General features: G+C 54.2%; 20 protein-coding genes. 6 read left to right on the top strand and 14 right to left on the bottom strand.

The genetic code is table 11. From position 1 onward, the window contains the following. The first annotated feature begins 9 nt into the window (after positions 1-9). Both L6D75_RS03440 and L6D75_RS03435 read left to right on the top strand, forming a co-directional pair. On the top strand, positions 10-1,821 hold the full coding sequence (locus tag L6D75_RS03440) for a tyrosine-type recombinase/integrase (protein WP_236193418.1): 1,812 nt from the start codon (positions 10-12) through the stop codon (positions 1,819-1,821). After that, a complete protein-coding gene (locus tag L6D75_RS03435) occupies positions 1,821-2,276 on the top strand; it encodes a hypothetical protein (RefSeq protein WP_176511371.1) in 456 nt (151 codons plus the stop codon). Before L6D75_RS03440 ends, L6D75_RS03435 begins: the two co-directional genes overlap by 1 nt. Positions 2,277-2,315: 39 nt before the next feature. On the opposite strand, the gene L6D75_RS03430 is transcribed toward L6D75_RS03435, so the two are convergent. Beyond that, a complete protein-coding gene (locus L6D75_RS03430; protein WP_176511372.1) occupies positions 2,316-2,612 on the bottom strand; it encodes a helix-turn-helix domain-containing protein in 297 nt (98 codons plus the stop codon). Positions 2,613-2,697: 85 nt separating this feature from the next. Between L6D75_RS03430 and L6D75_RS03425 the strand changes: the two genes are divergently transcribed. After that, positions 2,698-3,150: a hypothetical protein gene (locus tag L6D75_RS03425; protein WP_176511373.1), complete on the top strand. Its 453-nt coding sequence runs from the start codon at positions 2,698-2,700 to the stop codon at positions 3,148-3,150. 802 nt (positions 3,151-3,952) lie between these two features. Here the strand turns inward: L6D75_RS03425 and L6D75_RS03415 are convergent. Further along, positions 3,953-4,408 (bottom strand): lipocalin-like domain-containing protein, encoded by a 456-nt coding sequence (locus L6D75_RS03415; protein WP_176511374.1) that lies wholly within the window; start codon positions 4,406-4,408, stop codon positions 3,953-3,955. Between the two features lie 9 nt (positions 4,409-4,417). Next, positions 4,418-5,182, bottom strand: a complete 765-nt coding sequence (locus L6D75_RS03410; protein ID WP_176511375.1) for an SDR family oxidoreductase — start codon at positions 5,180-5,182, stop codon at positions 4,418-4,420. 102 nt (positions 5,183-5,284) lie between these two features. On the opposite strand from L6D75_RS03410, the gene L6D75_RS03405 reads away from it, so the two are divergent. The 3 genes from L6D75_RS03405 to L6D75_RS03395 all read left to right on the top strand — a co-directional run bounded on the left by L6D75_RS03405 (position 5,285) and on the right by L6D75_RS03395 (position 8,583). Then, positions 5,285-6,220 (top strand): LysR family transcriptional regulator, encoded by a 936-nt coding sequence (locus L6D75_RS03405; protein WP_176511376.1) that lies wholly within the window; start codon positions 5,285-5,287, stop codon positions 6,218-6,220. A 76-nt stretch (positions 6,221-6,296) separates the two neighbouring features. Next, entirely contained in the window at positions 6,297-7,478 is a 1,182-nt protein-coding gene (locus L6D75_RS03400; RefSeq protein ID WP_236193416.1) for an alcohol dehydrogenase catalytic domain-containing protein, read from the top strand. A 106-nt stretch (positions 7,479-7,584) separates the two neighbouring features. After that, complete coding sequence (locus L6D75_RS03395; protein ID WP_176511377.1) at positions 7,585-8,583, top strand: helix-turn-helix transcriptional regulator; 999 nt, start codon at positions 7,585-7,587, stop codon at positions 8,581-8,583. 17 nt (positions 8,584-8,600) lie between these two features. Here the strand turns inward: L6D75_RS03395 and L6D75_RS03390 are convergent, their stop codons facing one another. From L6D75_RS03390 to mhpB, 11 genes are all read right to left on the bottom strand, one after another. Further along, on the bottom strand, positions 8,601-9,515 hold the full coding sequence (locus L6D75_RS03390) for a hypothetical protein (protein WP_176511378.1): 915 nt from the start codon (positions 9,513-9,515) through the stop codon (positions 8,601-8,603). Continuing rightward, positions 9,515-10,498, bottom strand: a complete 984-nt coding sequence (locus tag L6D75_RS03385; protein ID WP_176511379.1) for a DGQHR domain-containing protein — start codon at positions 10,496-10,498, stop codon at positions 9,515-9,517. The genes L6D75_RS03390 and L6D75_RS03385 overlap by 1 nt, the downstream gene beginning before the upstream one ends. A gap of 296 nt (positions 10,499-10,794) precedes the next feature. Continuing rightward, positions 10,795-12,438: an acetolactate synthase large subunit gene (locus tag L6D75_RS03380; RefSeq protein ID WP_176511380.1), complete on the bottom strand. Its 1,644-nt coding sequence runs from the start codon at positions 12,436-12,438 to the stop codon at positions 10,795-10,797. A 197-nt stretch (positions 12,439-12,635) separates the two neighbouring features. Beyond that, positions 12,636-14,384 (bottom strand): FAD-dependent monooxygenase, encoded by a 1,749-nt coding sequence (locus L6D75_RS03375; RefSeq protein WP_176511381.1) that lies wholly within the window; start codon positions 14,382-14,384, stop codon positions 12,636-12,638. Between the two features lie 411 nt (positions 14,385-14,795). After that, a complete protein-coding gene (locus L6D75_RS03370; RefSeq protein WP_176511382.1) occupies positions 14,796-16,064 on the bottom strand; it encodes an OprD family porin in 1,269 nt (422 codons plus the stop codon). A gap of 41 nt (positions 16,065-16,105) precedes the next feature. Then, positions 16,106-17,323, bottom strand: coding sequence for a 3-(3-hydroxy-phenyl)propionate transporter MhpT (gene mhpT / locus L6D75_RS03365; protein WP_176511383.1), 1,218 nt, complete (start codon positions 17,321-17,323; stop codon positions 16,106-16,108). 267 nt (positions 17,324-17,590) lie between these two features. After that, the gene (mhpE, locus tag L6D75_RS03360; RefSeq protein WP_176511384.1) at positions 17,591-18,601 is read right to left on the bottom strand and encodes a 4-hydroxy-2-oxovalerate aldolase; all 1,011 of its coding nucleotides are present in this window, start codon (positions 18,599-18,601) and stop codon (positions 17,591-17,593) included. A gap of 11 nt (positions 18,602-18,612) precedes the next feature. Continuing rightward, the gene (locus L6D75_RS03355; protein WP_176511385.1) at positions 18,613-19,551 is read right to left on the bottom strand and encodes an acetaldehyde dehydrogenase (acetylating); all 939 of its coding nucleotides are present in this window, start codon (positions 19,549-19,551) and stop codon (positions 18,613-18,615) included. A gap of 12 nt (positions 19,552-19,563) precedes the next feature. Next, entirely contained in the window at positions 19,564-20,358 is a 795-nt protein-coding gene (gene mhpD / locus L6D75_RS03350) for a 2-keto-4-pentenoate hydratase (RefSeq protein ID WP_176511386.1), read from the bottom strand. An 11-nt stretch (positions 20,359-20,369) separates the two neighbouring features. Next, complete coding sequence (locus tag L6D75_RS03345; RefSeq protein ID WP_023383533.1) at positions 20,370-21,227, bottom strand: alpha/beta fold hydrolase; 858 nt, start codon at positions 21,225-21,227, stop codon at positions 20,370-20,372. Between the two features lie 23 nt (positions 21,228-21,250). Continuing rightward, positions 21,251-22,195 carry a 3-carboxyethylcatechol 2,3-dioxygenase gene (gene mhpB / locus L6D75_RS03340; protein ID WP_176511387.1) on the bottom strand — a complete coding sequence of 315 codons (945 nt, stop codon included), beginning with the start codon at positions 22,193-22,195 and terminating at the stop codon, positions 21,251-21,253. Between the last annotated feature and the right edge of the window lie 296 nt (positions 22,196-22,491).

The raw sequence follows: 22,491 nt of genomic DNA, 5'->3' as shown, positions 1-22,491 counted from the left end.
GGAGCCCAATTGGCTTCAATTAAGGCAGAGAGTTTTCGCCCGTCGACGCTAGTCCTGATGGCTGAAGAAGTTCGAAATGAGATTAGGGTCTCACGTAAATCTCTCTATGCGGATCACGTATGGGATTTCTCCGAGGAAAATCCGTATCTGTCAGCTAAGTCGGCTGTTATCACCTTCGCAAATCTCAGCTTTGAGGATGGAACGAGATTAACGTGCGCCAGTAATCGGCATTACTTGATCGCCGTTAAAGAGTATATTTATTCTTTGATTGTGAACCCGCCATACACAAGGCCGACTTTGTCATCAATATGCCAGTCGATGAGAAAAGGTATTCGGAACTTGTTGCTTTACATGTGGCGAACCGGTGTGCAGAGATTTTCGGATCTTACTCAAGCGGATATGCAATCCTTTACTTGCTCCATCGCAGGAAAGTCGAATGGTTCTGGTGGCCCATTGACAGACCGTACTTTAAGAACACGGATCTATGGCTTGCCTTGGCTGTATGAGCAGTCCAGGTCGAGGAAGCTGTCTGATGGATTGACTGTATGGCCTTTCGGCGATTGCGAGTCCGGTAGTGAATGGAGTAAAGCAAACGCGCAAAAAGTTATGGATCGGACGGTATTTACCACGCCCGAAATGCCAGATGAGGTAGCAGTCAAAATCATCCAAAAAGCGGTTGAAGAAATAGAAATTTCCTATTTCATCGAGGAGGTCAGGCGCGCCCAAGAAAGCCAGAAGATAACTGGGCGCAAGATGATCATCCAGACAACGTATGGCAAGGTGATGTGCGACACGCGAAAATTCCCATGGAATAAGTACGGACTGTCGTCACAATGGGATCTTCATGCGCTTGTGCAGCGAGTTCAAACGTCGGGTTACATACTAATTGCATTTCTGACAGGAATGCGGTTCCACGAAATTATTAATATAAGAAAACATGGTTGCTGGATTAAAAGCACGGTTAATATTAACGATGCTATGAGGTCGTTCTGCTTTATCAAGTCGACTACCACCAAGCTCGAAGCTGTGCCTGTTGTCACTGAGTGGCAAACGGTACCTTTTATCGAATATGTCATTGATGCTTTGAGGCGATGTTTCCGTCATAGCTCTACTGAAATTAGCTCGTGGCTGTTCAGTTCTCGTGAGGGAGGAAGCCGCCTAGGTATAAGTACTATCAATTTTCGATTGAAAAATTTTGTTGAGTTGCATGATATTCGTTTCAATGGTGAGTTGTGGTCGTTGGCAACCCATCAGTTTCGGAAAAAACACGCGCGACTCATGATTCGCCAGGGTTTGGGTTTGATGTGGCTAAAGGATCAACTTAAGCATTGGGATGTTGAAATGACCAAAGGCTACGGTGATTTAAGCCTCTATACTGAGCTTCAGCAAGAAAAATTTGCTATGTCATCTGAAAAATATGCTGAGCTGATAGGTAGTCAGTTGCCCATAATCGGAGGCGGTGCGGATGATATAAGTGAGATACGCAAGATATTCTCGGGAATGATCGCCTCTGAAAAAGAGGAGTTCCTGGCCGAATTGCCCAAAAAGGCATTGATTGAGCAGACCGACGATGGCCTTTGCATGTATCGTCCGAGCAAGGCTATGTGTGGGGGGGATCGGAGAAATTGTCGCCCTGCCGATTGCAACAACTCTGTGATACCAGCGCTGAGTCTCAAGCGGACAATTAAATGGCGTTTGAGTGAAAATGCTAGGTTAAGAACATTCTTCAGTAATGAACCGCATAAGATTGCGCATCTAGACGATCGTATCGGTGAGCTTACCAAATTGTTGAGTCAACTCGAAGGCGTCGGAGGTACGTGATGAAAAACAAACCGAGAGGAAGCCAGGTTGGTCTGAAAAAGAACAGGGAAGACACGAAGGCAAAAAATACTTCCGCCATGTGGGCTGTGATTCAACGACTTCGAAAGGAAAAGTCGTCGGTTGTCTGGAGCTACAAAGAGGTGTGGCAGGGTGCCGGGCTCAAAAGCCATGTGCCACTCTCAAGCCCATGGAATGTAAGCGTGCGAGGTGCAATCGACGCGCACAATGCTGAGGTTCAGCAAAGGATTGAACAGGGGCCTCCGGTATTGGCTCAGCGCCGGACACAGAGAGATGCCAATCGCGAGCTGCAGAAACAGATCAAGGTACTAACAGCCGAGAGGGACCTGGCGCTATCCAAAATCGCCGTGTACGAAGCTGATGCCGATTACTACCGTGCCGAATGCCAAAAGCTTGCTTTGATCAACACCCGGCTTCGTCAACAGCGATCAGGTTAACCGTCACTAGGCCGTCACATGCGATATCAGGGGTAAAGCTCACTCGGGAGAAGTGAAGGGCGACTGCATACCGTCAATGTCCTCTCGCACCCTCTGCAACAAAACGTCCGGAGATACACCATCTTTGGCAGCATAGGTATACACGAGCAACGTGATCGGATGAACCCTTAGCATCGGTGCGAGAGCTTCGAGTCTGTCGATGGTGGGAGAATGTATGCCCCGTTCGAGCGTACTGATGTACGTTCGACCACTGACATCCGAAAAATCCTCCTGACTGAGTCCATTACGGGTCCGGAACCAGCGGAACACCTTCCCGAAAGCCTTTTTCAGTTCCATTTGCACAATCCGCAAAAGGAACGATGAAGCCGTTTTGAATAGTATATCGCTACACAGTATACTGTTCATTTTGAGGCATTTTGGTATGTTCGTTTCTGACAGCAGGGCGGAAGTCAGAGGGTTGGCTCCGCTTCTTGAGCCCGGCCAGCAGGGTTGGCACGTCATGCTGAAGCCACAAATTTCACCATGGTTTCACGCCACGGTGATCAGAAGGGATGAGGGCTTCGAATCCCGTCATGTGGTGTTTATCGACTCTTTGCCCACCCTCGGTTTTTGGATTGAGCAGGTGGAGGGCGAGGTGCGCTTGGAGTCTCTCCAGCTGGTTTCACCTGGGTGGCTGAATGGAAAACAATCTTGGGAAATGGATGTTCTGACGGAGATAGCCCAAAATCTTCAGAATGGTGAGACGAGGTTGTCTCTTCAGGATGGCAGGGTATTGTTTTTCCCAGATGCCAAGCCAATCAGTCGGGAAGGCTATTCAAAAGTCATTTACCGCTCAGTGCCGGCAGACGGTCGTCGCGATGCCCGGAATTCATAAGGCAGCGTTGACTGCGTAGCCATTGCGCGTCGAAATCAGAGGCAAGGAGGTTAACGTTCGATGCCTTCGCCACAAGACATTCTCCCGCCTGATCATCAAGCGTATACGGATGCCGTAGAAGCTATGCGTCTGTACTACGAGGCGAAAGCAGCGGGGCTACCTGAGCAAGCAGTCGAGCGCTTGAGGCTAATCGCTGAGGCGCAATTCCAGGCGCTTAGCGATTACCAGCTTAGTGCCTGGGGAATGCAGTCAAAGCCAGTCCATTGATTACTAGCTCTTGCTCGGTTTTAGGCCCTCGCGGACTTCGCTTTGCGACCTCGTCTACCTCACTCGCGCTGCAGTCTTTAACTCGAAGCCCATTCACTGACGAGGTTGCCGCCTATCCCGTGGGTGAATCGTAAAAATCTAGACAGGAATAGGACGCCGGTGGTGTTGCCAAAGGGCGAGCAAATTTTGAGGGGTAGTCGCAGCGATCCTTTAGCTCCCAGCCTTGCGGCATTGGGTTCAGAATCCGACCGGCTATGCCCGCCGTCACTACCGCAGAGAAACCAGCTTCCTCTGCTGCCAAAATTGCGGGGGGCTTTTGCTGGTAGCCAGTCCCGACGGATGCGCAGTTGCAGTCCTCAGCTGTAAGCATACACAAACTGGCAGGCGTGTCAGTCAAATTGGAGGGCCGCGCCTTAACGCGCTAGAAAACGCGCCCATCCTGTACTCATCAGAGTTAACTCCTCGTCCGGCCGGACGTGCAAGGCAAGCCGTACTTGGCAGCCTAAGGTAGCTCTCCAAATCGCCTTTCAGCGTTTCAGCCAAGAATGCTACTTGCTCGACGCCAGAGGATGCGGGCATTCACCGCACGTCCTAGCGACCGATATTGACTGGTATTCCCCAGCTCCAAGGTATCTCCTGCGAGCTTCACCGTTCGCGGTTGCACCTGGCCTATCCAATTCGGAAACATCGAGACTGCGATGGTGTGGGTGAGCTCACCCGAGTGCTCGTCTACATTAAAGGGGCCGCTGTAGGAAATGTACGACAGGCCTTGAGAGCGGTACTCCGCATCAGTGCCCTGGAACCAGTCACCTGAGGAAAACAACGCCCGATTCGGCATGCTCAACTGAGCCGACATATAGCCATCTGCCGAGTAGATTATGAATCCTTCAGGATTTTCACCGAAGGGATATACAGGGGCAGATCCGTCCACTGGGTATTCTGTGTAGGTTTCGAGAACCCAGGTTCCAATCAGTTTTTCACGCATGCTCATGGTCGTACCTCACATCGTCTGCTGCATGTCGTTGTCGATGGGCAAAAGCTGTCCAGAGATGGACTTGCCTGCGTCTGATGCTAGGAAAACTGCTAGTTCTGCAATGTCCTTCGGGTCCACCAGGCGTTGGAGGGATTGAACAGAAAGCGCCTTGCTACGTTCTTCCTCCACGGAGTTGCCGCTGAGATTGGCCCTGCCTTTGAGCACGTTCTCAAAGCGTTCCCCTTGGACAGCTCCGGGCAGAATGGCGTTAACACGAATGCCATACGCGCCGAGCTCACGTGAAAGGCTCTTGGTGAAGCCAATCAGTCCCCATTTACTCGTCGAATAGGGGGAGCGATCTGGGTAGCCCAGTCGTCCCGCAACAGAAGACATGTTAATGATTGTGGGTTGGGATGAACGCTTGAGAGCAGGGACGGCCAAGCGCGTAACGTTGAAGGTCCCATTCAAATTTATCTGCATGACCTTGTCCCACTCATCGGGATCAAGTTGCTCAACGGGAGCGGTGGGACCGGATGTCCCGGCGTTGTTGACGAGCACATCTAGACCCCCCATGGCTTCGATAATGACCGGAATATCGAGTTCAAGGCTTCGGCGATCAGATACATCGCATACTGCAGTGCGAATACCAGGATGCTCTACATGAATGCGACTTAAGCTCACGGTGTCGATGTCCACTACCGTGACGTCAGCACCGCGGCTGTTGAAGGCCAGAGCGATCGCATATCCAATACCAGATGCTCCCGCCGTTATCAGTACTTTCTGCTTTCTCATGATTGATCCCCATAGCGTAGGTCTGCCAGAACATTAAAATCTTGCGGAGCTATCCATGAAATTGTTTATCGTTATGCGACCTATCATCGGGGTGGATTGGTTATGGACCTGTCGCGTATTGATCTCAACCTTTTGGTTTCGCTGGACACGCTACTGGCTGAGTTGAACGTGACCAAGGCAGCATCACGCCTTCATATCAGCCAGCCCGCGTTGTCTGCACAGCTTTCTCGCTTGCGCGAACTGCTGGGCGATCCGCTGTTGGTCCCGATTCAGAAAGGCCGGAGCATGACCCCCACCGCCCGGGCATTGGCGCTGCGGGGACCTCTACGTGCAGCCCTGATGACTCTCGGTTCAGTCATTCAGAGTGAGTTGGGATTCGATCCTTGGAATGACAAGAGAGTCTTCCGCATAGCCGCCTGTGATACCGCCTTAAGCACCATTTGTGAGCCCTTGATTGCATCGATCGCCAAGCACGCTGGTACCCAAATTCAGGTGTCTCTCAATGCCGTTGATCCTGGGCTCATAGGAAGGCAGATGGAGGAAGGTATTTTCGATCTGCTGATCGACTCTAGCCGCGGCGTTCCTCTGGGGATGAGATGCACGGCACTTAGGACCGATGAGTTCGTCATGGCGCAGCGCAAAGGGCACCCTCGTGGAGGCGAGCCTCTTACCCTGGATGGGTACTGTGATCTCAATCATCTTGTCGTATCGCCAGAGCGGGAGAGCTTTAGGGGCTATATGGATGAGTATTTACGCTCCGCCGGCATGAGCCGAAGGATCTACCTTACCGTACCGACCGCCGGGATGGTCCCAGGGATTCTGATGTCCACGGACTTGGTCTGTACGATGCCTCGCATGCTTATTCAGTCCCAGAACGATGCCATCCTGACGTTTGAGTTGCCATTTGAAAGCGAGCCTTTCCAACTCATGATGGCTTGGCATCCGAGGGATGATGCTGACGCGGCTATTCTCTGGCTGCGTCAGTTAGCTCAAAATCTGGCCGCACCACTTCAAATCTCACCGAGCGATGCCAAATAATTTCGTTATCTGGATAGCGGCTACTGGGCTTGGATAGTCACGCTCGAAGCCGAGCGGATAATTGGAGCTGTGGCCGATGCGCCGGTCACACCTCAACGGCTTTCAAGAGCCTCACAGCCCTGACAAAGAAAAAAAGAGGGTTTGCTTCATGCCAGGTACGATGTTGGCTGCTCGCCTCCACAAAGTTGGTGGCAAATTTACCGTGGACGAAATTCCGCTTCCTGAAGTTGGCGAGCATGACGTCCTGGTCAAAACCGCCGCCTGTGGCGTTATCCCAAATCTGCGTAACGTCGTCACAAATTTCCCTGAGTGGTACCCTTTCCTACCTCTTCCTGACTTGCCTGCTGTGTTCGGGTTGGATGCCGCAGGTACTGTGGTATCGGTTGGGCGCTCTGTGAAAGATTTCAAGGAAGGTGACCGGGTCTATGTTAATCCAGGACTGAGTTGCGGTGGCTGCAAACAGTGCCTGGCCGGCCTTCCGACGCGATGCGCGAGCTACACCTTCATGGGTTATTTTGGATTTAGCCCGCTCTCGAAAGAGGTATTTCGCGAGTATCGTCATGCAGGGTACGCCCAATATCTCCGTGCACCTGCGCGCAACCTGATCACTTTGGCTGATGATTTGCCGTTCGCAGTAGCCACGCGCCTTGGATACCTATGTACTGCTTACTCTGCGTTGAAAAAGCTCGAACTCACGCCAGGTAAGAGCTTGCTGGTACTGGGAGCTTCTGGAACCCTGGGTATCGGTGCGACGCTTGCCGCAGTAGCGATGGGCGTGACAGACATCATCGTGGCTGCACGAGATGGGAGTGTACTCGAACGGCTTCGACAATTGGCCCCAAAGCGCATTCGTACCCTGCAGATTACGAGTACCGATTTGCGTTACAGCATCCGCGAAATGGCTCCGTTAGGAGTTGATGCGGTCGTTGATACGCTCGGCGCGAAAGCTCCCGCGGAGCTTTCTGTTTCGTCGATGAATGCCGTCAAGTCGGGAGGAAAAATCGTGCAGATCGGCGGTGTAAGCGGACCTATTCCTATCGATCCACACCCGTTCATGTGTACCCAGCTTCAGTACATCGGCTCATTGTGGTTCACCACCGCAGAAGCGCAGGAGTTGATGGCGTTGATCAGAGCGGGGTTGCTCGACACTAATCAGTGGGCGTCTCGGCCTTATACATTAGACCAGCTCAACCAAGCCCTCGAAGACATCCAAACCGATGCCAGCGGCTTCTTGAACTACCACATCGTGCACGACTAACGGCGGATCATGGCGACGACACAGATCGTCGCCATGACATTGTTCTCGACTCCGTTTTGTTGCTAGGTTGCTCGTATAACTTACTGCCGTTTTTGAGGGCTTTCCCATGACCTGGCCCAACGTCGCCCCGTTCATACCTTCAGATGAGGTCCTCGCTGATTTCAGTGTGTGCGAGTCGTCCGACCTAGAAGAGGCGGTGCTTTGCGGTGAGCGGATGTTCTGCAAGAACCGGCTTGAGAAAAAGGGAGTCGACTTTAAAGCTAGATTTTTTTATCGATCGGCCGGCGAGGCAGGGGTTGCCAGAATGTCATTCGGGGGGGAGATCGCCATCAACCCAGGAAAGCTGGATGACATCGTACTGATCCAGTCGGTCCTCACAGGCCATGAGCACGTGATCAGTGATCAATTGCGCCTCAGCTGCAACCCAGGACATGCTACGGTTTTTAACTACCATCGAAACTCCTTCTTCAATCATTTCCCTGGCACTGACAAGCTGCTCGTTCGCATTGATCGAACGCTGCTGGAAGCCGCGCTTCAACGTCAGCTGGGGAGGAGTATCAAGCAAGACATTTACTTTCAGCCTCACCTGCCCACGGATACGTCCGCTGGCCAGAACTGGCTTCAGACGCTGGGGTGGGCTTACAGCCAGTTATCATCCAGCTCTTTAATTTCCTCGCATCTACAACGCCAGATTGGTGAGGTGCTGGCTTCTTCTTTGCTCGAGTTTCATGAAAGCAACCACAGCCAGGCGCTACGAGAGTCATCCGAAAAAATGGTAGTGCCTGCGGTTGTTCGGAAAGTTGAGGCGTTTATGGAAGAGCACGCTCAGGAGCCCCTCACAATCTCGCAGATTGCACGGTACGCTGGCGTGACTGCTAGAACAGTCCAGCTGAGCTTTCTACGCTTCCGCGGATTATCACCGATGCAGTACTTGAAGGAGATTCGTCTACAGCGCATTCGAATAGAGCTGGAAACTAAGAGTTTAACGGGCCTTCAGGTGTCGTCTATAGCATTGAAATGGGGCTTTACCCATTTAGGTCGTTTTTCCGCGGAGTACAAACAGAGATTCGGAGAATCACCCTCAGCTACAGTGAGGCGCCGGTGAGCCGGTGGCCGAAATTTTTAGAAGCTTCTCTCCATGATCCCAGAGTTGCGCACGCGCTCCAGAGATTTAGTGATTGGCGTGCAAAGAGTTTCGGCTAACGTCGCGAGAATGCTGATTTGATTTTCTTCATCGGCATGTTTGATCTGCATCAGCCATTTTTGTCCGCCGTCCGCATTGCCTATAAGCTTTCTGAACTGTATGCCTCGGTTGTTTTTGATAAATAAATCTGCGCGCTTGTAGTTCCAGTCATTGCGGAGTTCACTAGGGTGCTTCCAACTCCTCTCTCCTGATAAGAAATACATCAAAATCGCTGCCTCTATCCAGCCGGTCTTATCTACGACCCCCTTAAGCACATGTTTTCTGACTTGGTCCCATGCGGCAACATGAGGTTTTGCGCCGCTTGATCGATAAACTATTTTATTGCCCGATATTTCTCCGATAAAGTTCTGCGGCGGGGAGTCGGAGAATTGTTGAACTAAATTAGAAGGTCCAGTCATTTTTGACAGAAGCGCTCCAATATCCTCTGATGCGAGCGACATAGGCAGCAAGCCATGAAGGCGGGCCATTTCAATGGCCGCAAAGAACGCAGAGTAGTAGGCTGTCACAATTAACCAGCCAGTATTTACGTTCGAATTCTTGCTTGCCAATAAGTTTGCGTGCTGTGCTTTTACTCTTTTTGCTCCCAGCACGAAATCTACAAGCCTGCCTTCACATATTGATGGGCCCTCTAGAATAAGGTCGCCATCTATTCTTTCAGATATGGAGAAGCTGGTTGGCGTTTCGACTGTGACCTCAACTAGAGGGTCATACAGTATGGAGTATTTAAGCCCGTCATTGTAAGTGATGCTGGAATAATCAGTCCTCTGCGAAATCTCTGCGAGACGGGCAATTACAGCAACACAGTTGTCTTCAAGGTGGCTGATTAGTTTCATTAGAATAGAGATTTTGCCATGGTCGAGTATCGGGAGATCTCCAGCTTATCCAACAAGTCTTTCTCTAGTCGGCTGATGGCGTCTTCGTTTGTGCCGGAATGCAGTTCAAAGTCGATCTTGTTCAGGCACTCAAAAACCTTAACGAAAGTCTCTTTTTTGTAGTTTTGACCGGTAATCAATGCCTGCTCGCAAAAGCTATTAAACACCCGGAAAACCGCTTGGAAAAATGCTGACTGTGTCAGCTTGTTAGGAACGTTGGCTTCTTTTAGGTTGTGGTCAACTCCGTACAAGTAGTTTGAAATCAGCGCTTTTTGCTCCTCATACTGCATTCCTTTTAGCCGAGGAAGATCCAGTACTTTGTTGATGGCAATTTCAAATGGTACATGGGAGAGGTAGCCAGGGCCGCGCTGCTCTGCGCTGAGCTTTCCGAATAGAACTGACTCAGGGTCAGAATTAAGCTCTTTGAATAGCCGAAGTCGAGTCTGCTCAATCGATCCCTGTTCGACTAAGAACTTTGTTAGTTCTATTCGTAGCGTCTTTGGAACACCTTTCTGTGTAGAGTTAATATCAATAAAATATTGAACTTCAGCAAGCAGCGAGAGGTCGGTTAAGATGCAGACGGGTAGAAGAATATCATCTCCATATTCGCTCGCCAAAAAATGAGCGCCATAGAGGCGATGCTGGCCATCAATAACCAGAAGTGAGCGGTCAGGATTTTTCAGCTCCAGCTCACTTGAGTCTCGATGATAGGTTACGTCTGTGTCTTGCTGAGCGCTTAGGATAATCGCGCCGGGGATGACTTTTTCTCGAAGATATGCCGCAATTTTTCTCGATTTAGGTACGTCCAGTTGCCGCTGGAAGCCCTCTTCTGGATTCTCGCTGATGCGCTCTACGCGGGAAATTTGGAAAAGCTGGCTGGCAGGCAATGCTGCTAGATAGAAGCCAACACCATTGCGAGATAGGTCGAAAGCTGCGAACTTCATCTTCTAGTTCCTACAAGGTTTTGTTCAGCCGAGTATACTCCAAGCTTTAAAAATCTGTTGCAGTCAGAGTGAGTCAATGTAAGGCATGTTTGTTGGTTGGTCATGCTCACGTACTCGGGCCGGCCACAGAGAGTCATAGCTCTTGCCATGGGCGCTATTACCCGCTCGGTCCGCTTGCCTCTGGCTAGGAGCAGCGGTTCGGAGAAATGCCTCGTTCGATGCACAAGTGACGATGCGTCTAAAAATACCTAGGCACCCGTAAATGCCTAGGTATTGAGCTATTGGGCCTCGGTCTATCAGGTTGCCAATGCACGCTCTCGAAGGTCGGTGTTCAGGATGCGATCATTCTCGCTGTAATCGATCGGGCAATCGATTACATGCACGCCCGGGTTGGCGATGCAGTGATCGAGCAGTGGCAGCAAGGCATCCGCGCTTTCCACCCGGTGACCGTGGGCACCGTAGGCTTCGGCGTACTTGACGAAGTCCGGGTTGCCGTAGTCTAGGCCATAGTCGGTGAAGCCCATATTGGCCTGCTTCCAGCGGATCATGCCGTAGCCGTCGTCACGCAAGATCACCACGGTAATGTGCATGTCCAGGCGCACAGCGGTTTCCAGCTCTTGGCTATTCATCATGAAACCGCCATCGCCGCACACGGAAATCACCGGGCGGTCCGGGTACACCAAGTGCGCGGCCATGGCCGATGGCAGGCCGGCGCCCATAGTCGCGAGGGCATTATCCAACAGCACGGTGTTTGGCTTGTGCGCCTTGTAGTTGCGGGCGAACCATATCTTGTAGATGCCGTTGTCCAGGGCCACGATGCCTTCGGACGGCAGTACGCGACGGATGTCGGCCACCAGGCGCTGCGGGTAGACCGGGAAGCGGTCGTCGTCGGCGCCTTCGGCGATCTGCGCTTCATTGGCTTCACGAATCGCCATCAGGCGGCCGAAGTCCCAGTGCGAAGTGTCGTTCAGCGCTTCGCTGATCTGCCACACGGCGTTGGCAATGTCGCCGATCACTTCGACCTGCGGGAAGTACACGGCATCGACTTCGGCGGAGCGGAAGCTGATGTGGATGACTTCGGTGCCGCCACGGACCATGAAGAATGGCGGTTTCTCGATCACGTCGTGGCCGATGTTGATGATCAGATCGGCGGCTTCGATGGCGCGGTGAACGAAATCACCGGACGACAGCGCGGCGTTGCCCAGGAAGCGCGGGTGCCGCTCGTCGACCACGCCTTTACCCATCTGCGTGGTGATGAACGGGATGCCGGTCTTGTCGATCAGCTGCTTGAGGACATTGGCGGTCATCTTGCGATTGGCGCCGGCGCCGATCACCAGGATCGGGCTGCGGGCCTTCTGCAGTTTTTCTACAGCGGCCTCGATGGCCACGTGCTCGGCCAGCGGGCGACGGTGCAGGCTGCGCGGGATCGGCAAGGCGTCGGTCTGTTCGGCGGCGATGTCTTCCGGCAGCTCCAGGTGCACGGCGCCCGGCTTCTCTTCTTCAGCCAGGCGGAAGGCTTCGCGCATGCGCGCCGGGATGTTGTCGGCCGAGGCGAACTGGTGGGTGTACTTGGTGATGGGGTCCATCATGCCGCACACGTCAATGATCTGGAAGCGGCCCTGCTTGGACTTCTTGATCGGCTTCTGGCCGGTGATCATCATCATCGGCATGCCGCCCAGGTAGGCGTACGCACTGGCGGTCACCAGGTTGGTTGCGCCAGGGCCCAGGGTCGACAGGCTGACGCCGGTCTTGCCGGTCAGGCGGCCATAGGTGGCGGCCATGAAGCCCGCGGACTGCTCGTGGCGGGTCAGTACCAGCTTGATCTTCGACTTGCGCAGGGATTCCAGCAAGTCGAGGTTTTCCTCACCAGGAATGCCGAACACATACTCGACACCTTCGTTTTCCAGGCATTGCACAACGACATCAGCGGCCTTAGCCATATTTCACCCTCATCGCACTCGAGGCAGTTTGGGTCCATAGAGTGAGGCGTAGGAGCAGGTGCGCCGCTCTACCCAGGGACCTTTATCGGTTGGTTTTCTGTTTCTAGCGTTTGCAGCGCAAGGGCCGAGTGGGCTCCTACGCTGTTGAGGCAAATAAAAAGAAGGCCCGGTCTAGATCCGGGCCTTTGAGGAAATGCTTAACCGAGGACGCTTTGGAGCGCCTGCTGCAGTTCTGCGGTGGCCTCGTCGGTAGACCAAACAGCATTGCTGTGCCGCCAGGCAACATAGCCATCAGGTCGAACCAGAAGCGCACCTGCCTCGTGAGTTTCACGAATCGATTGCCAATCGCAGTAAAGGTCCGCAGTACCTTTTGCGCCTGTGACAACGGTTTTCAGGAATGGCTGATTCAAGCCTTCTGCAGCAGCCACCCAAGCCTGACCGGCAAGGCCTGTGATAAGGGTCATTTGCCCTTTACCCACGACATCGAGTGTAGAAATTCGGTGCCCGTTCTCGTTAACCAGCCAGGCGTGAGGAAGCTTGGCACCTGGGCGAGTGGTGGCCTGTAGGTAAAGTTCTTTGTCCCGGGCCCAGAGTTCCACACCGTCTCTTGGGTCCGGCTTAACGGCAGAAGACACGTAACGCTGGTTCAGCTCGACGCCTTGAGCGTTAAACTCGCGACTCTTGATTTCCAACGCTTTCTGCAGGTTCATGCGAACTTCTACACCCGTCGGGCTCGGGTCGCGCATGCGATCAAGCAGTTTGGCGATGGTGTCCACGCCATTGCCGAAGTTGAAGCACTCTTTCAGCAGGGCATAGTCCTTACGAGACTGGTTGGCACGAGCCACGATCTGCTTGCCCACCGGAGCGCGCTCTGCGGTGTAGCTTTCCAGTAGATTCGGATTGGCGAATCCTTTGAGGACGTAAGCCAGTTTCCAGGCGAGGTTGAAACCGTCCTGCATGCATGTATTGGAGCCCAGACCGCTGGATGGCGGGTGACGGTGGACAGCGTCGCCGGCACAGAACACGCGACCACGGGAGTATTCGGTGGCATGCGCCTGGTTTACATACCAGGTCGACATACGCTCAACCTGGACTTCCAATTTAGGATCGCCGACCAAGAGTCGGATTTTCTCCAAAACTGCTTCTGGTGACAGATCGGGGGCGCCTTTGGCCATGTCGAAGCCCCAGCCGGCAATCCACTGGTCCCATGGGCGAATGGCGCGCAGCAAGCCCATCCCGATTTCGCCAAAACCAGCTTCTGGAGTTGCGATCCACTGCAGGATGCTCGGCCGGTGTTCGACGTACTTGCTCAGGTCTGCGTTGAAGATTACGTATGCGGTTCCGGCCCTGGCCATCTCGCCCACAATCGGTAGATCAATGTCTTTAGCTACTTTGGAGTTAGCTCCATCGGCGCCCACCAGGTACTTCGCTCGGACTTCGTATTCGACACCGGTCAAAACGTCTTTCATGCGAGCAGTCACACCTTCGGCATCTTGCACATGGCTCAGATACTCGGTGTTGAAGCTGAGTTGAGCACCGCGGATCGCGGCATGCTTGAGAAGGATTGATTCCATCTCGGGCTGGATGAGATCCAGCATGGTGCATGGGCTGCCTTGGACATAGTCGCCCTTGCGTTTGTCGCCAGTACCCCAGGTGCGCATACGTGCGATTTCTTCACCGGCTAGGCTGGTGGTGAAAAGCGTATCACCCATCTGCTCCCAAGGTGTGGCTGCTCTGATGACTTCCTCTTCCAACCCAAGATCACGCACGACCTCCATGGCGCGCTGGTTCGTGATATGGGCTCGCGGCGAGTTCGCCAGCCAATTGAACATGGTGACCATTTTGACCCGCACACCGTAGGTGGCGAGCGCCAAGGCAGTAGTTGCACCAGCTGGGCCAGTGCCGATCACCAGTACGTCGGTATCGAAGCTAGTGGAGGTAGTCATTTCTTATTCTCCAGGCATTACATAGTGATGCTCTGAACTTGCACGCAAGCCCGGAACACATCCGACAAATCCCGAAGCCAGCCAGCACGAAGCAGCACCGACCTGACATTCGAGACGTTAAAAAATTGGGGAATCGGCGGGCTCTACTTGAACCCGCTGCTCGGGCGAGCGATGCGAATGAGGGGGAAGAGATTCATGGTACCTCCTGATCTTGTATTTTTTTTCAGGCCATCAGAGTGTCTGGTTCACCGGAACTAGCCGGCAGGGAGATCACTCAATTTGTACTTGCATGCTAGCATGCAAGAATAGCGGTCGCAATCATCTGGAAATGCCTTTCGTCACGCCAAAAAAAGCCACGAGGTGAGTTCGTGGCTAAAGGTGCAGCGCGTAGTGAGTGGAGCTACGTCGGCTTCACCAAAGGGCAAAGGTGTAATCAATGTTCACACGAAGTTCATTGTCATCCCGGTGTGTAGCGCCAGGGCCAAAATCATTTCGGTACCAAGCATGTCTGACCCGGAATGCAACGTCCTTGAACGTGCCGCTTTGAATCACATAGGAGATCTCGATGTCTTTTTCCGATTCTTTGAGTTTGTTGCCGCCGAGGTTCGGAAGGTCAATGTTGTCCCCGCTGACGTAACGCAACATCCCCTTCAGGCCAGGAACACCAACGCCGACAAAGTCATAGTCGTATTTGACCTGCCAGCTTCTCTCCTTGGGGTTTAGGAACTCCGAGCTCAATGTGCCTTCCGTGATCACCAGCGGTTCGGTACCAAAGAGATAGGGCATTGCGGTATCGCCGGTCAGCTGCATGTAGCCAGCGCCGAGACGATGGACGCCGAGCTGGTAGGTCAACATCAAGGCGGTGTTGCGGTTGTCAATCTTCCCAGCCTTTGCAGATCCGTTGTCTTTGGAATCATAGAAACGGAAGTCTGAGGTGAGCCGACCTGGGCCCAGCTCACGGTTGTCGACGAAACCGAGGTAGTTCTTGTCGTAGATGTCCTCAAGCTCAGCGTAGTAATACTTGAGCGTGAGGTTCTTCGACCAGGCGTAATCGCCGCCAAGGAAATAAAACGCATCAGACTCGGCTGCGCCGTTGAAGCGTCCGTTTGGCGCTGAAACTCGCATTTTTTGGTAGTCAGTAGAATCCCGCAGGTTGATTCGGTCGAGCCACCCCGCATGCAGAGATAGATCTGTGATGTCTTGCGAGCGCAGGTAGGTGCCGCGGAACGTTTGTGGCAGCAGCCGTGTTGGACTTGCGAACGCGATTGGCAAGAACGTGCTCACGGTTCCGTATTGAAGCTCAGTTTTGGAAACCTTGACCTTCGCTGTCAGCCCTAGCTCGGAGTAGTCCTTGGCTGGCTCCCTGGTGGAGGTAGAGAACGGCAATAGACCGGTGCCGACACGATCTGGCGAGGAGTCAAGGCGCAACCCCATCATGGCTTGAGCATCCAGTCCAAAGCCGACTACACCCTCGGTGAAGCCCGAAGTGAAGGTGACGATGAAACCCTGGGCCCACTCTCGCGCTGCAGCTTGCGGTGTTTGGTTGATGTAGTTGCGATCGAAGTAGTAGTTGCGCAGTGTTACCTTGGCTTTCGAATCTTCCACGAAGCCGGCCGCTTGGAGTGAAGCAGCATGTGCAGCCAGCAGTCCTGCGAATGCAATTTTTGTTGATTTGCTCATGTCGTCTCTTCTTTCTTGTTTTTGTAATAACGCAAGGCTGGTCAAACCACTGAGGCACTCAGCTCAGGGCGTCTTTTTAGCGACGAGAGATAAAGCAGCGAGATAGCCGCCAGAACGATGCCCGGCGCCGACGCCAACATCACACCACCCGCACCGGCTCCCAGGACCATCATTTTTCCTACGACGAGTGGGCCGGTCATGGCACCAACACGACCGACTGCGAGTGCTGCACCGGTCCCGGTAGCCCGACCATTGGCGGGATAGAACTGAGGAGCAAGGGCGTAAAGCACGCACTGGCCACCCGTTGTGAAGATGCCGGCCAAGAATCCTGCACCGATCATGGTAGGGAGTGAGGCCGCCACGGTGAGGCAGGCCAAGGAAATCAGAATACCCCCATAAACCAGCGCCGACATGGCCCAGATAGGAAGGCGATCCATAGCAACACCAAGCATCAACGTACCCACGGCCGCGCCGAGTTGCATGGCCAACACGACGACGCTTGCTTCGCTTGGTTTGAATCCCTGTCCAATCAAGATGCTTGGCAGCCAGTTGATCAGGATGTAGGTGACCATCAGTGTGAAGAAGAAGCTGACCCACAGGAGCAGAGTTTTCTTCAGCGCGCCGCCTTCAACCAAGATGGCTTTAGTGGAGGGAACTTCGATCGTTGCGGTGGCTGCAATTGCTTGCTTGTACACGTCGGGCAGGAAGAGAACCAGCAAGGGAACGATGACCAAAGGGACCACGCCGCCGACGTAGAAGACGAGCTTCCAACCCGCCCCGAAATCCAGCAGACCAATGGCGGCTGCCAACGCGGCCCCCAGCGGTACACCGCAATACATCAAGCTTACTGCCGTGCCTCGCATGCGCTCACCAGCGGCTTCAGAGGCAAGTGCGATCAGGTTGGGCAGCGATGCGCCTAGTCCCACGCCTGTCAGGAGTCGAGCGAACAGCAACGCGCTGAAGCTCCAGGCAACAGTAGTGACGAGGGAGAAGATGCCGAATAGGGCAACAGAGACGATGAGTACTTTCTTCCGGCCATAGCGATCAGCAAGGCGGCCGCCAACGAAAGCGCCTGGGAGCATACCAAGGACGCCGACACTGAAGACCCATCCCATTTCCAGCTTATCCAAGCTGTAGTCGGCAGACATGCCGTGAGCAGCGATTCCTGGGGCTTGAAGATCCAAGCCTTCCATCAATGCAACAAGGAAACAAAGCGCGATTGTGATGAAAAGTTTGGTCTTATCAGTTTTTTCAGTCATAGCGACCCCCTCCAAAGACCTTTGGGCGGTCTTCAGAAAACACGTGATTTTGGTTTTAGTAACGCCAGTGATGCAGAGCTACATCAGCACAGCAATCACTCAAGAAAGAGTGAGTAGTTGGGCTGATCACTGCGTGTTCGGAGGTGCTGTGAGTAGGGATTCTGCGAGGCATTCATGTTGGTGATCTCTCTTATTGTTGTGTCATAGATCCCCTCCCTTACGGGAGGGGATTGCTGCAGACAGCTTGCGTGGAGCTGTCTGCGAACCTCAGCGCTTCAGCAGATCCAATGCGACGTCGACGATCATGTCTTCCTGGCCGCCAACCATGCGGCGTTTGCCCAGCTCGACCAAGATGTCTACTGCTTTGATGCCGTAGCGAGCAGCTGCAACTTCTGCATGGCGAAGGAAGCTCGAATACACACCGGCGTAACCGAGCGCGAGAGTCTCTCGGTCAACACGTACCGGGCGGTCCTGGAGTGGGCGAACCAGGTCATCTGCTGCATCCATCAGGGCGTACAGGTCAGTGCCGTGGTTCCAGCCCAGCTTATCTGCGGCTGCAATGAAAACTTCCAGTGGTGCATTACCAGCACCGGCGCCCATCCCTGAAAGACTCGCGTCGATGCGGTCACAGCCTTCCTCGACGGCGACGATCGAGTTGGCTACGCCTAGGCTCAGGTTGTGGTGCGCGTGGATACCGGTGTGAGTGGCCGGATCGAGCACCGCTTTCACTGCGCGGAAGCGCGCACGAATGTCATCCATATTCATTGCGCCGCCGGAGTCGACGACGTAAATGCAGGTGGCACCGTAGCTTTCCATCAGTTTTGCCTGCTGCGCGAGCCCTTCGGGGGTCTGCATGTGGCTCATCATCAGGAAGCCAACCGTGTCCATGCCGAGTGCACGGGCGTATTCGATGTGCTGCTTGGAGACGTCTGCCTCGGTGCAGTGGGTGGCGACACGGACGACACGAGCGCCCGCGCTATAGGCCGCTTTGAGGTCGTGCAGAGTACCAATGCCGGGGAGCAGCAACGTTGCAATCTTGGCGTGCTTCACCGCGTCAGCGGCAGCTTCGATCCACTCGATATCGGTATGCGCACCAAAACCGTAGTTGAAACTGGAGCCCTGGAGACCGTCCCCATGGGCGACCTCGATCGAATCGACCTTGGCGGCATCCAGGGCACGAGCGATCGCTTGGACCTGATCCAGTGAGTACTGGTGACGAATTGCGTGCATACCATCACGCAGGGTCACGTCGGAGATATAGAGCTTTTTACCGTTCATATCTGCGCTCCTCAGGCCTGGCTCATCGACTGCGCCATGCGCTCGGCGGTAGCCAGCGCAGCGGAAGTCATGATGTCGAGATTGCCTGCATACGCCGGCAAGTAATGGGCAGCACCCTCGACCTCAAGGAACACGGAGGTCTTCAGTCCACTGAACTTGCCCTGGCCGGGAATGTTCAGTGGGGCAGATTCAGGGATGACTTCAAACTGCACTTTCTGCTTGAGGCGGTAGCCAGGGACATATGCGTTCACTGCGGCAACCATTTCTTCAATGGAGGCCTCAACCTGATGCTGGTCCGCTGCTTCAGACAGCACGTAGACCGTGTCCCGCATCATCAGAGGAGGCTCAGCCGGGTTCATGATGATGATGGCTTTACCTTTGGCTGCGCCGCCAATTACTTCGATGGCTTTCGAGGTGGTTTCAGTGAACTCGTCGATGTTCGCACGGGTGCCAGGGCCTGCCGATTTGGAGGCAATTGATGCGACGATCTCTGCGTAATGCACTTTGGCAACACGCGATACTGCAGCGACCATCGGAATAGTTGCTTGCCCGCCGCACGTGACCATGTTCAGGTTCTGCGCGTTGACGTGTTCTTCGAGGTTCACCACCGGCACACAGTATGGGCCGATAGCTGCCGGAGTAAGGTCGATCACACGGATGCCCGGTTTGCACTCACGCAGCATGGCGTCGTTTTTGACGTGAGCACCGGCGCTGGTTGCATCAAAGACGAAATCGATGTCAGCAAACTCTGGCATTTTGATCAGGCCGGCGACCCCTTCGTGAGTGATAGCCACGCCCATTCGGCCTGCGCGGGCCAGGCCATCAGATGCAGGGTCGATACCAACCATCACGGCCATTTCCAGGTGCTTGGAATTGCGCAGAATCTTGATCATTAAGTCGGTGCCGATGTTTCCGGAGCCGACGATGGCGACTTTGCGTTTTGTTGTCATTTTAGATCTCCATCACTCGACACTGAACGACACGCCGACTCGGCCAAGGCCATCGATCTCGGCTTCAAAATGATCACCTGGGCTTACGCCAACCATCGGCCCTAATGCACCGGTGAGGATGATGTCACCTGCTTTCAGTGGCTCACCAAACTCAGCCATTTTGCGGGCGAGCCAAACGGCCGCGTTCAGCGGGTTACCCAGGCATTCAGCGCCACTTCCGGAGCTGACAAGTTCACCGTTTTTCGAGAGGCGCATCGTTGCACCCCGCAGGTCAAGCCCGTCGATGCGCTGTGCAGGACCACCGAGCACAAAGCATCCGCTTGATGCGTTGTCTGCTACGGTGTCGGCGAACTTGATGTTCCAGCCCTCAATGCGGCTGCCGACAATTTCAAGCGCCGGGAGTACCCAGCCGGTAGCAGCGATGACATCTGCGAAGGTTGTGGAAGCGCTAGGGAGGTCGCGTTCCAGAACCAGTGCAATTTCTGCCTCGATTTTGGGCTGCAGAACACGTTCGAACGGAACCACTTCGTTGTCGCCGTAAGCCATGTCAGCGAACAGGCATCCGAAGTCCGGCTGGTCTACGCCCAACTGGGCCTGGACTTTGGGATTGGTCAAACCGATCTTGCGGCCAACCAGGCGTTGTCCATTGGCGATGGCGTAGGCTTGGTTCAAGCGTTGAATCGCATAGGCACTTTCCACGTTTGTGGCGCCGATGACGTCACGCAGTGGTCCAACTGGCTCGCCCTTTCCTTCAGCTCTGCGCAGATCTGCCGCCAAGCGCTCAAGGGTCTCTTGTGTGATGTTCATCGTGACCTCGATCAGTGGGTGAGGAAGTCGAGAACCATGCGGTTGAACGTGTCCGCGTGTTCCCATTGGGCCCAGTGGCCGCATTTGTTGAAGACATGCAGTTGTGAGTTGGGAATGCCGGCAACCAGGCGCAGACCGGTGTCCATCGGCACAAAGCGGTCATTGCGACCCCAAACTACGAGGGTCTCGGCCTGAATCTCGCCGAGGCGATGGCTGAAGTCAGGGAACTGCTTGAGGTTCGCAGCGAGGCTCGCGGTGAAGTTTTCGAGGTGGTCTTTTCGAGCCAACATGTTGTCCAGGCGCGCTTGGAACAGTTCCTCGGTGAGGTCGCTGGTGTCGTAGACGAAGATGTTCATCATCTTCTTGAGGTTTTCGATCGTTGGCTCGCGGTACAGACCGTTGAGCAATTTGATGCCTTCAGTCGGCATTGATACGAATGGGCTGACCCCACCGGTGCCACCGCCCATAAGCACGAGTTTGCCTACGCGCTCAGGCCAGGTCAGCGTGAAAGCTACGGCTGTATGGCCACCCATGGAATTGCCGAGCAAGTGCACCTTGTCTAGGTCAAGCTTATCGACCAATCCTTTCAGAACGCGGGCATTGAGATCGGAGCGAGAGCCGGTGCTGACGATCGAATCACTTTTACTCCAGCCAGGGCAGTCCATGAGGATGACCCGGAAGCCAGCCTCTACAAGCGGCTCGATGTTGCGATTGAAGTTGGCCCAGCCGCTCGCACCAGGGCCAGAACCGTGCAGCATGACAACCGTTTCTTTGCCTTCACCGCAGTCGTTGTAATGAATATTCAGATCCAGCTCGCCGTCTTGGATGCGAACGAATTTGCTGGTGCCTTTTTCAGTAATTGCAGTCACGATTGAATCTCCGTGAAGGTGTGTTAGCGCTGAGAGTGCGCACTGATTGAGCCGAAGCCTGCGATCCACTCTGGGATCTCTCGGTAATAGCGATCTGTCGCGGTGTATGCGCCGTGGGCAGCGAGCGCTGAGAAGGCTGCGACCCAGGCCTTGACCTCATGCGTGGATTTACCGGCCAATTCGGAAAGATGTGCGTTGGGGAGGTGATCCAGGTCGCTCAAAAGGTCCTGCTCAACAACGTCGAGGAAGTACTGATCCCACTCGGGATTCAGCGGGTGCAGGGTGTTCTGGTCTTCGACAAACCGCTCAGCTGCGATGACCACTCGTTGAGTGCGGGCGGTGCGCTCATCTTCTGGCAGATTGCGTCCACTGCCCATGAGCCGATCAGCAATCCGGGCATCAACTTTGGCTAACTCTGGAACTGGCGGTTGGTGCGAAAGGCCTCCCGATCCTAGGAACAGCACTCGCTTGTTCAGAGTGCGGGTGAATCGACCAACCGCATCACCCATCAACCTGACTCGCTCGAAGGTAGGCAGAGGTGGGGCCACACAGTTCACGAAGATCGGCAAGACCGGATATTTGTTCAAACCGCCAAGAAGGAATTCGAGCGGTTGAGCGAAGCCGTGGTCGACCTGCATGCGATACGAAACAGGCATGTCGATGCCATTGCTAAGCAGAGATTCAGCGCAAGCTTCAGCGATGGATTTGGGGACAGAAAGGGTGCCGGCGAGCGAGCCGAAATCGCCGATGGCTTCAGCGGCCATGCCCAGACAGAAAGGGGGCATGACATCGTAGAAGAAGCCGTTGTAATGGTCTGGAGCGAAAAGCACCACAAGCTCAGGATCGAACTCGGCGATGCGTGCACGGGCAGCGCGGACCACCTCATCCACTTCATCGAGCACGTTCTTGGGCGGATCGAAATGCCCAATGAGGGGCGTGTGCGATAGGCAATGCAGGTAAGCGTTCATCGATACGAAACCTTCACGTCGTGCCCCAGTGCAGGCCGCCTCGCACTGGGACGGCATGAGCGCTTTCCTCAATGCCTAGGCAGAGAAGCAACGCCATGCAGGTAGATTTGTTTTTGTCTGCCTAATCATCATGCACGCTAGAATGCTAGCATGCAAGCTTGGCGATGCCCGCTCATCGTCGAGCGTTTCCTCGCCTTCGGATGGGGCGCGACGGATGACTAAGCGATGGATGCAAAAATCTGGTTTACTATCCGAAATGCTAGTATGCAAGCCAGTTAGCGAAATGTTGAACCGCG

The sequence above is a fragment of the Pseudomonas faucium genome, from assembly GCF_021602585.1.
In the GTDB taxonomy this organism is placed as follows: domain Bacteria; phylum Pseudomonadota; class Gammaproteobacteria; order Pseudomonadales; family Pseudomonadaceae; genus Aquipseudomonas; species Aquipseudomonas faucium.
The sequence above is the reverse complement of the archived record's forward strand: the minus strand, read 5'-3'. Positions and strand labels throughout refer to the sequence as shown.

Coding starts and splice junctions, on each gene's coding strand:
- L6D75_RS03435 (WP_176511371.1), top strand. CDS start 1,821: ATGAAAAACAAACCGAGAGGAAGCCAGGTTGGTCTGAAAAAGAACAGG.
- L6D75_RS03430 (WP_176511372.1), bottom strand. CDS start 2,612: ATGGAACTGAAAAAGGCTTTCGGGAAGGTGTTCCGCTGGTTCCGGACC.
- L6D75_RS03425 (WP_176511373.1), top strand. CDS start 2,698: ATGTTCGTTTCTGACAGCAGGGCGGAAGTCAGAGGGTTGGCTCCGCTT.
- L6D75_RS03415 (WP_176511374.1), bottom strand. CDS start 4,408: ATGAGCATGCGTGAAAAACTGATTGGAACCTGGGTTCTCGAAACCTAC.
- L6D75_RS03410 (WP_176511375.1), bottom strand. CDS start 5,182: ATGAGAAAGCAGAAAGTACTGATAACGGCGGGAGCATCTGGTATTGGA.
- L6D75_RS03405 (WP_176511376.1), top strand. CDS start 5,285: ATGGACCTGTCGCGTATTGATCTCAACCTTTTGGTTTCGCTGGACACG.
- L6D75_RS03400 (WP_236193416.1), top strand. CDS start 6,297: ATGCGCCGGTCACACCTCAACGGCTTTCAAGAGCCTCACAGCCCTGAC.
- L6D75_RS03395 (WP_176511377.1), top strand. CDS start 7,585: ATGACCTGGCCCAACGTCGCCCCGTTCATACCTTCAGATGAGGTCCTC.
- L6D75_RS03390 (WP_176511378.1), bottom strand. CDS start 9,515: ATGAAACTAATCAGCCACCTTGAAGACAACTGTGTTGCTGTAATTGCC.
- L6D75_RS03385 (WP_176511379.1), bottom strand. CDS start 10,498: ATGAAGTTCGCAGCTTTCGACCTATCTCGCAATGGTGTTGGCTTCTAT.
- L6D75_RS03380 (WP_176511380.1), bottom strand. CDS start 12,438: ATGGCTAAGGCCGCTGATGTCGTTGTGCAATGCCTGGAAAACGAAGGT.
- L6D75_RS03375 (WP_176511381.1), bottom strand. CDS start 14,384: ATGACTACCTCCACTAGCTTCGATACCGACGTACTGGTGATCGGCACT.
- L6D75_RS03370 (WP_176511382.1), bottom strand. CDS start 16,064: ATGAGCAAATCAACAAAAATTGCATTCGCAGGACTGCTGGCTGCACAT.
- mhpT (WP_176511383.1), bottom strand. CDS start 17,323: ATGACTGAAAAAACTGATAAGACCAAACTTTTCATCACAATCGCGCTT.
- mhpE (WP_176511384.1), bottom strand. CDS start 18,601: ATGAACGGTAAAAAGCTCTATATCTCCGACGTGACCCTGCGTGATGGT.
- L6D75_RS03355 (WP_176511385.1), bottom strand. CDS start 19,551: ATGACAACAAAACGCAAAGTCGCCATCGTCGGCTCCGGAAACATCGGC.
- mhpD (WP_176511386.1), bottom strand. CDS start 20,358: ATGAACATCACACAAGAGACCCTTGAGCGCTTGGCGGCAGATCTGCGC.
- mhpB (WP_176511387.1), bottom strand. CDS start 22,195: ATGAACGCTTACCTGCATTGCCTATCGCACACGCCCCTCATTGGGCAT.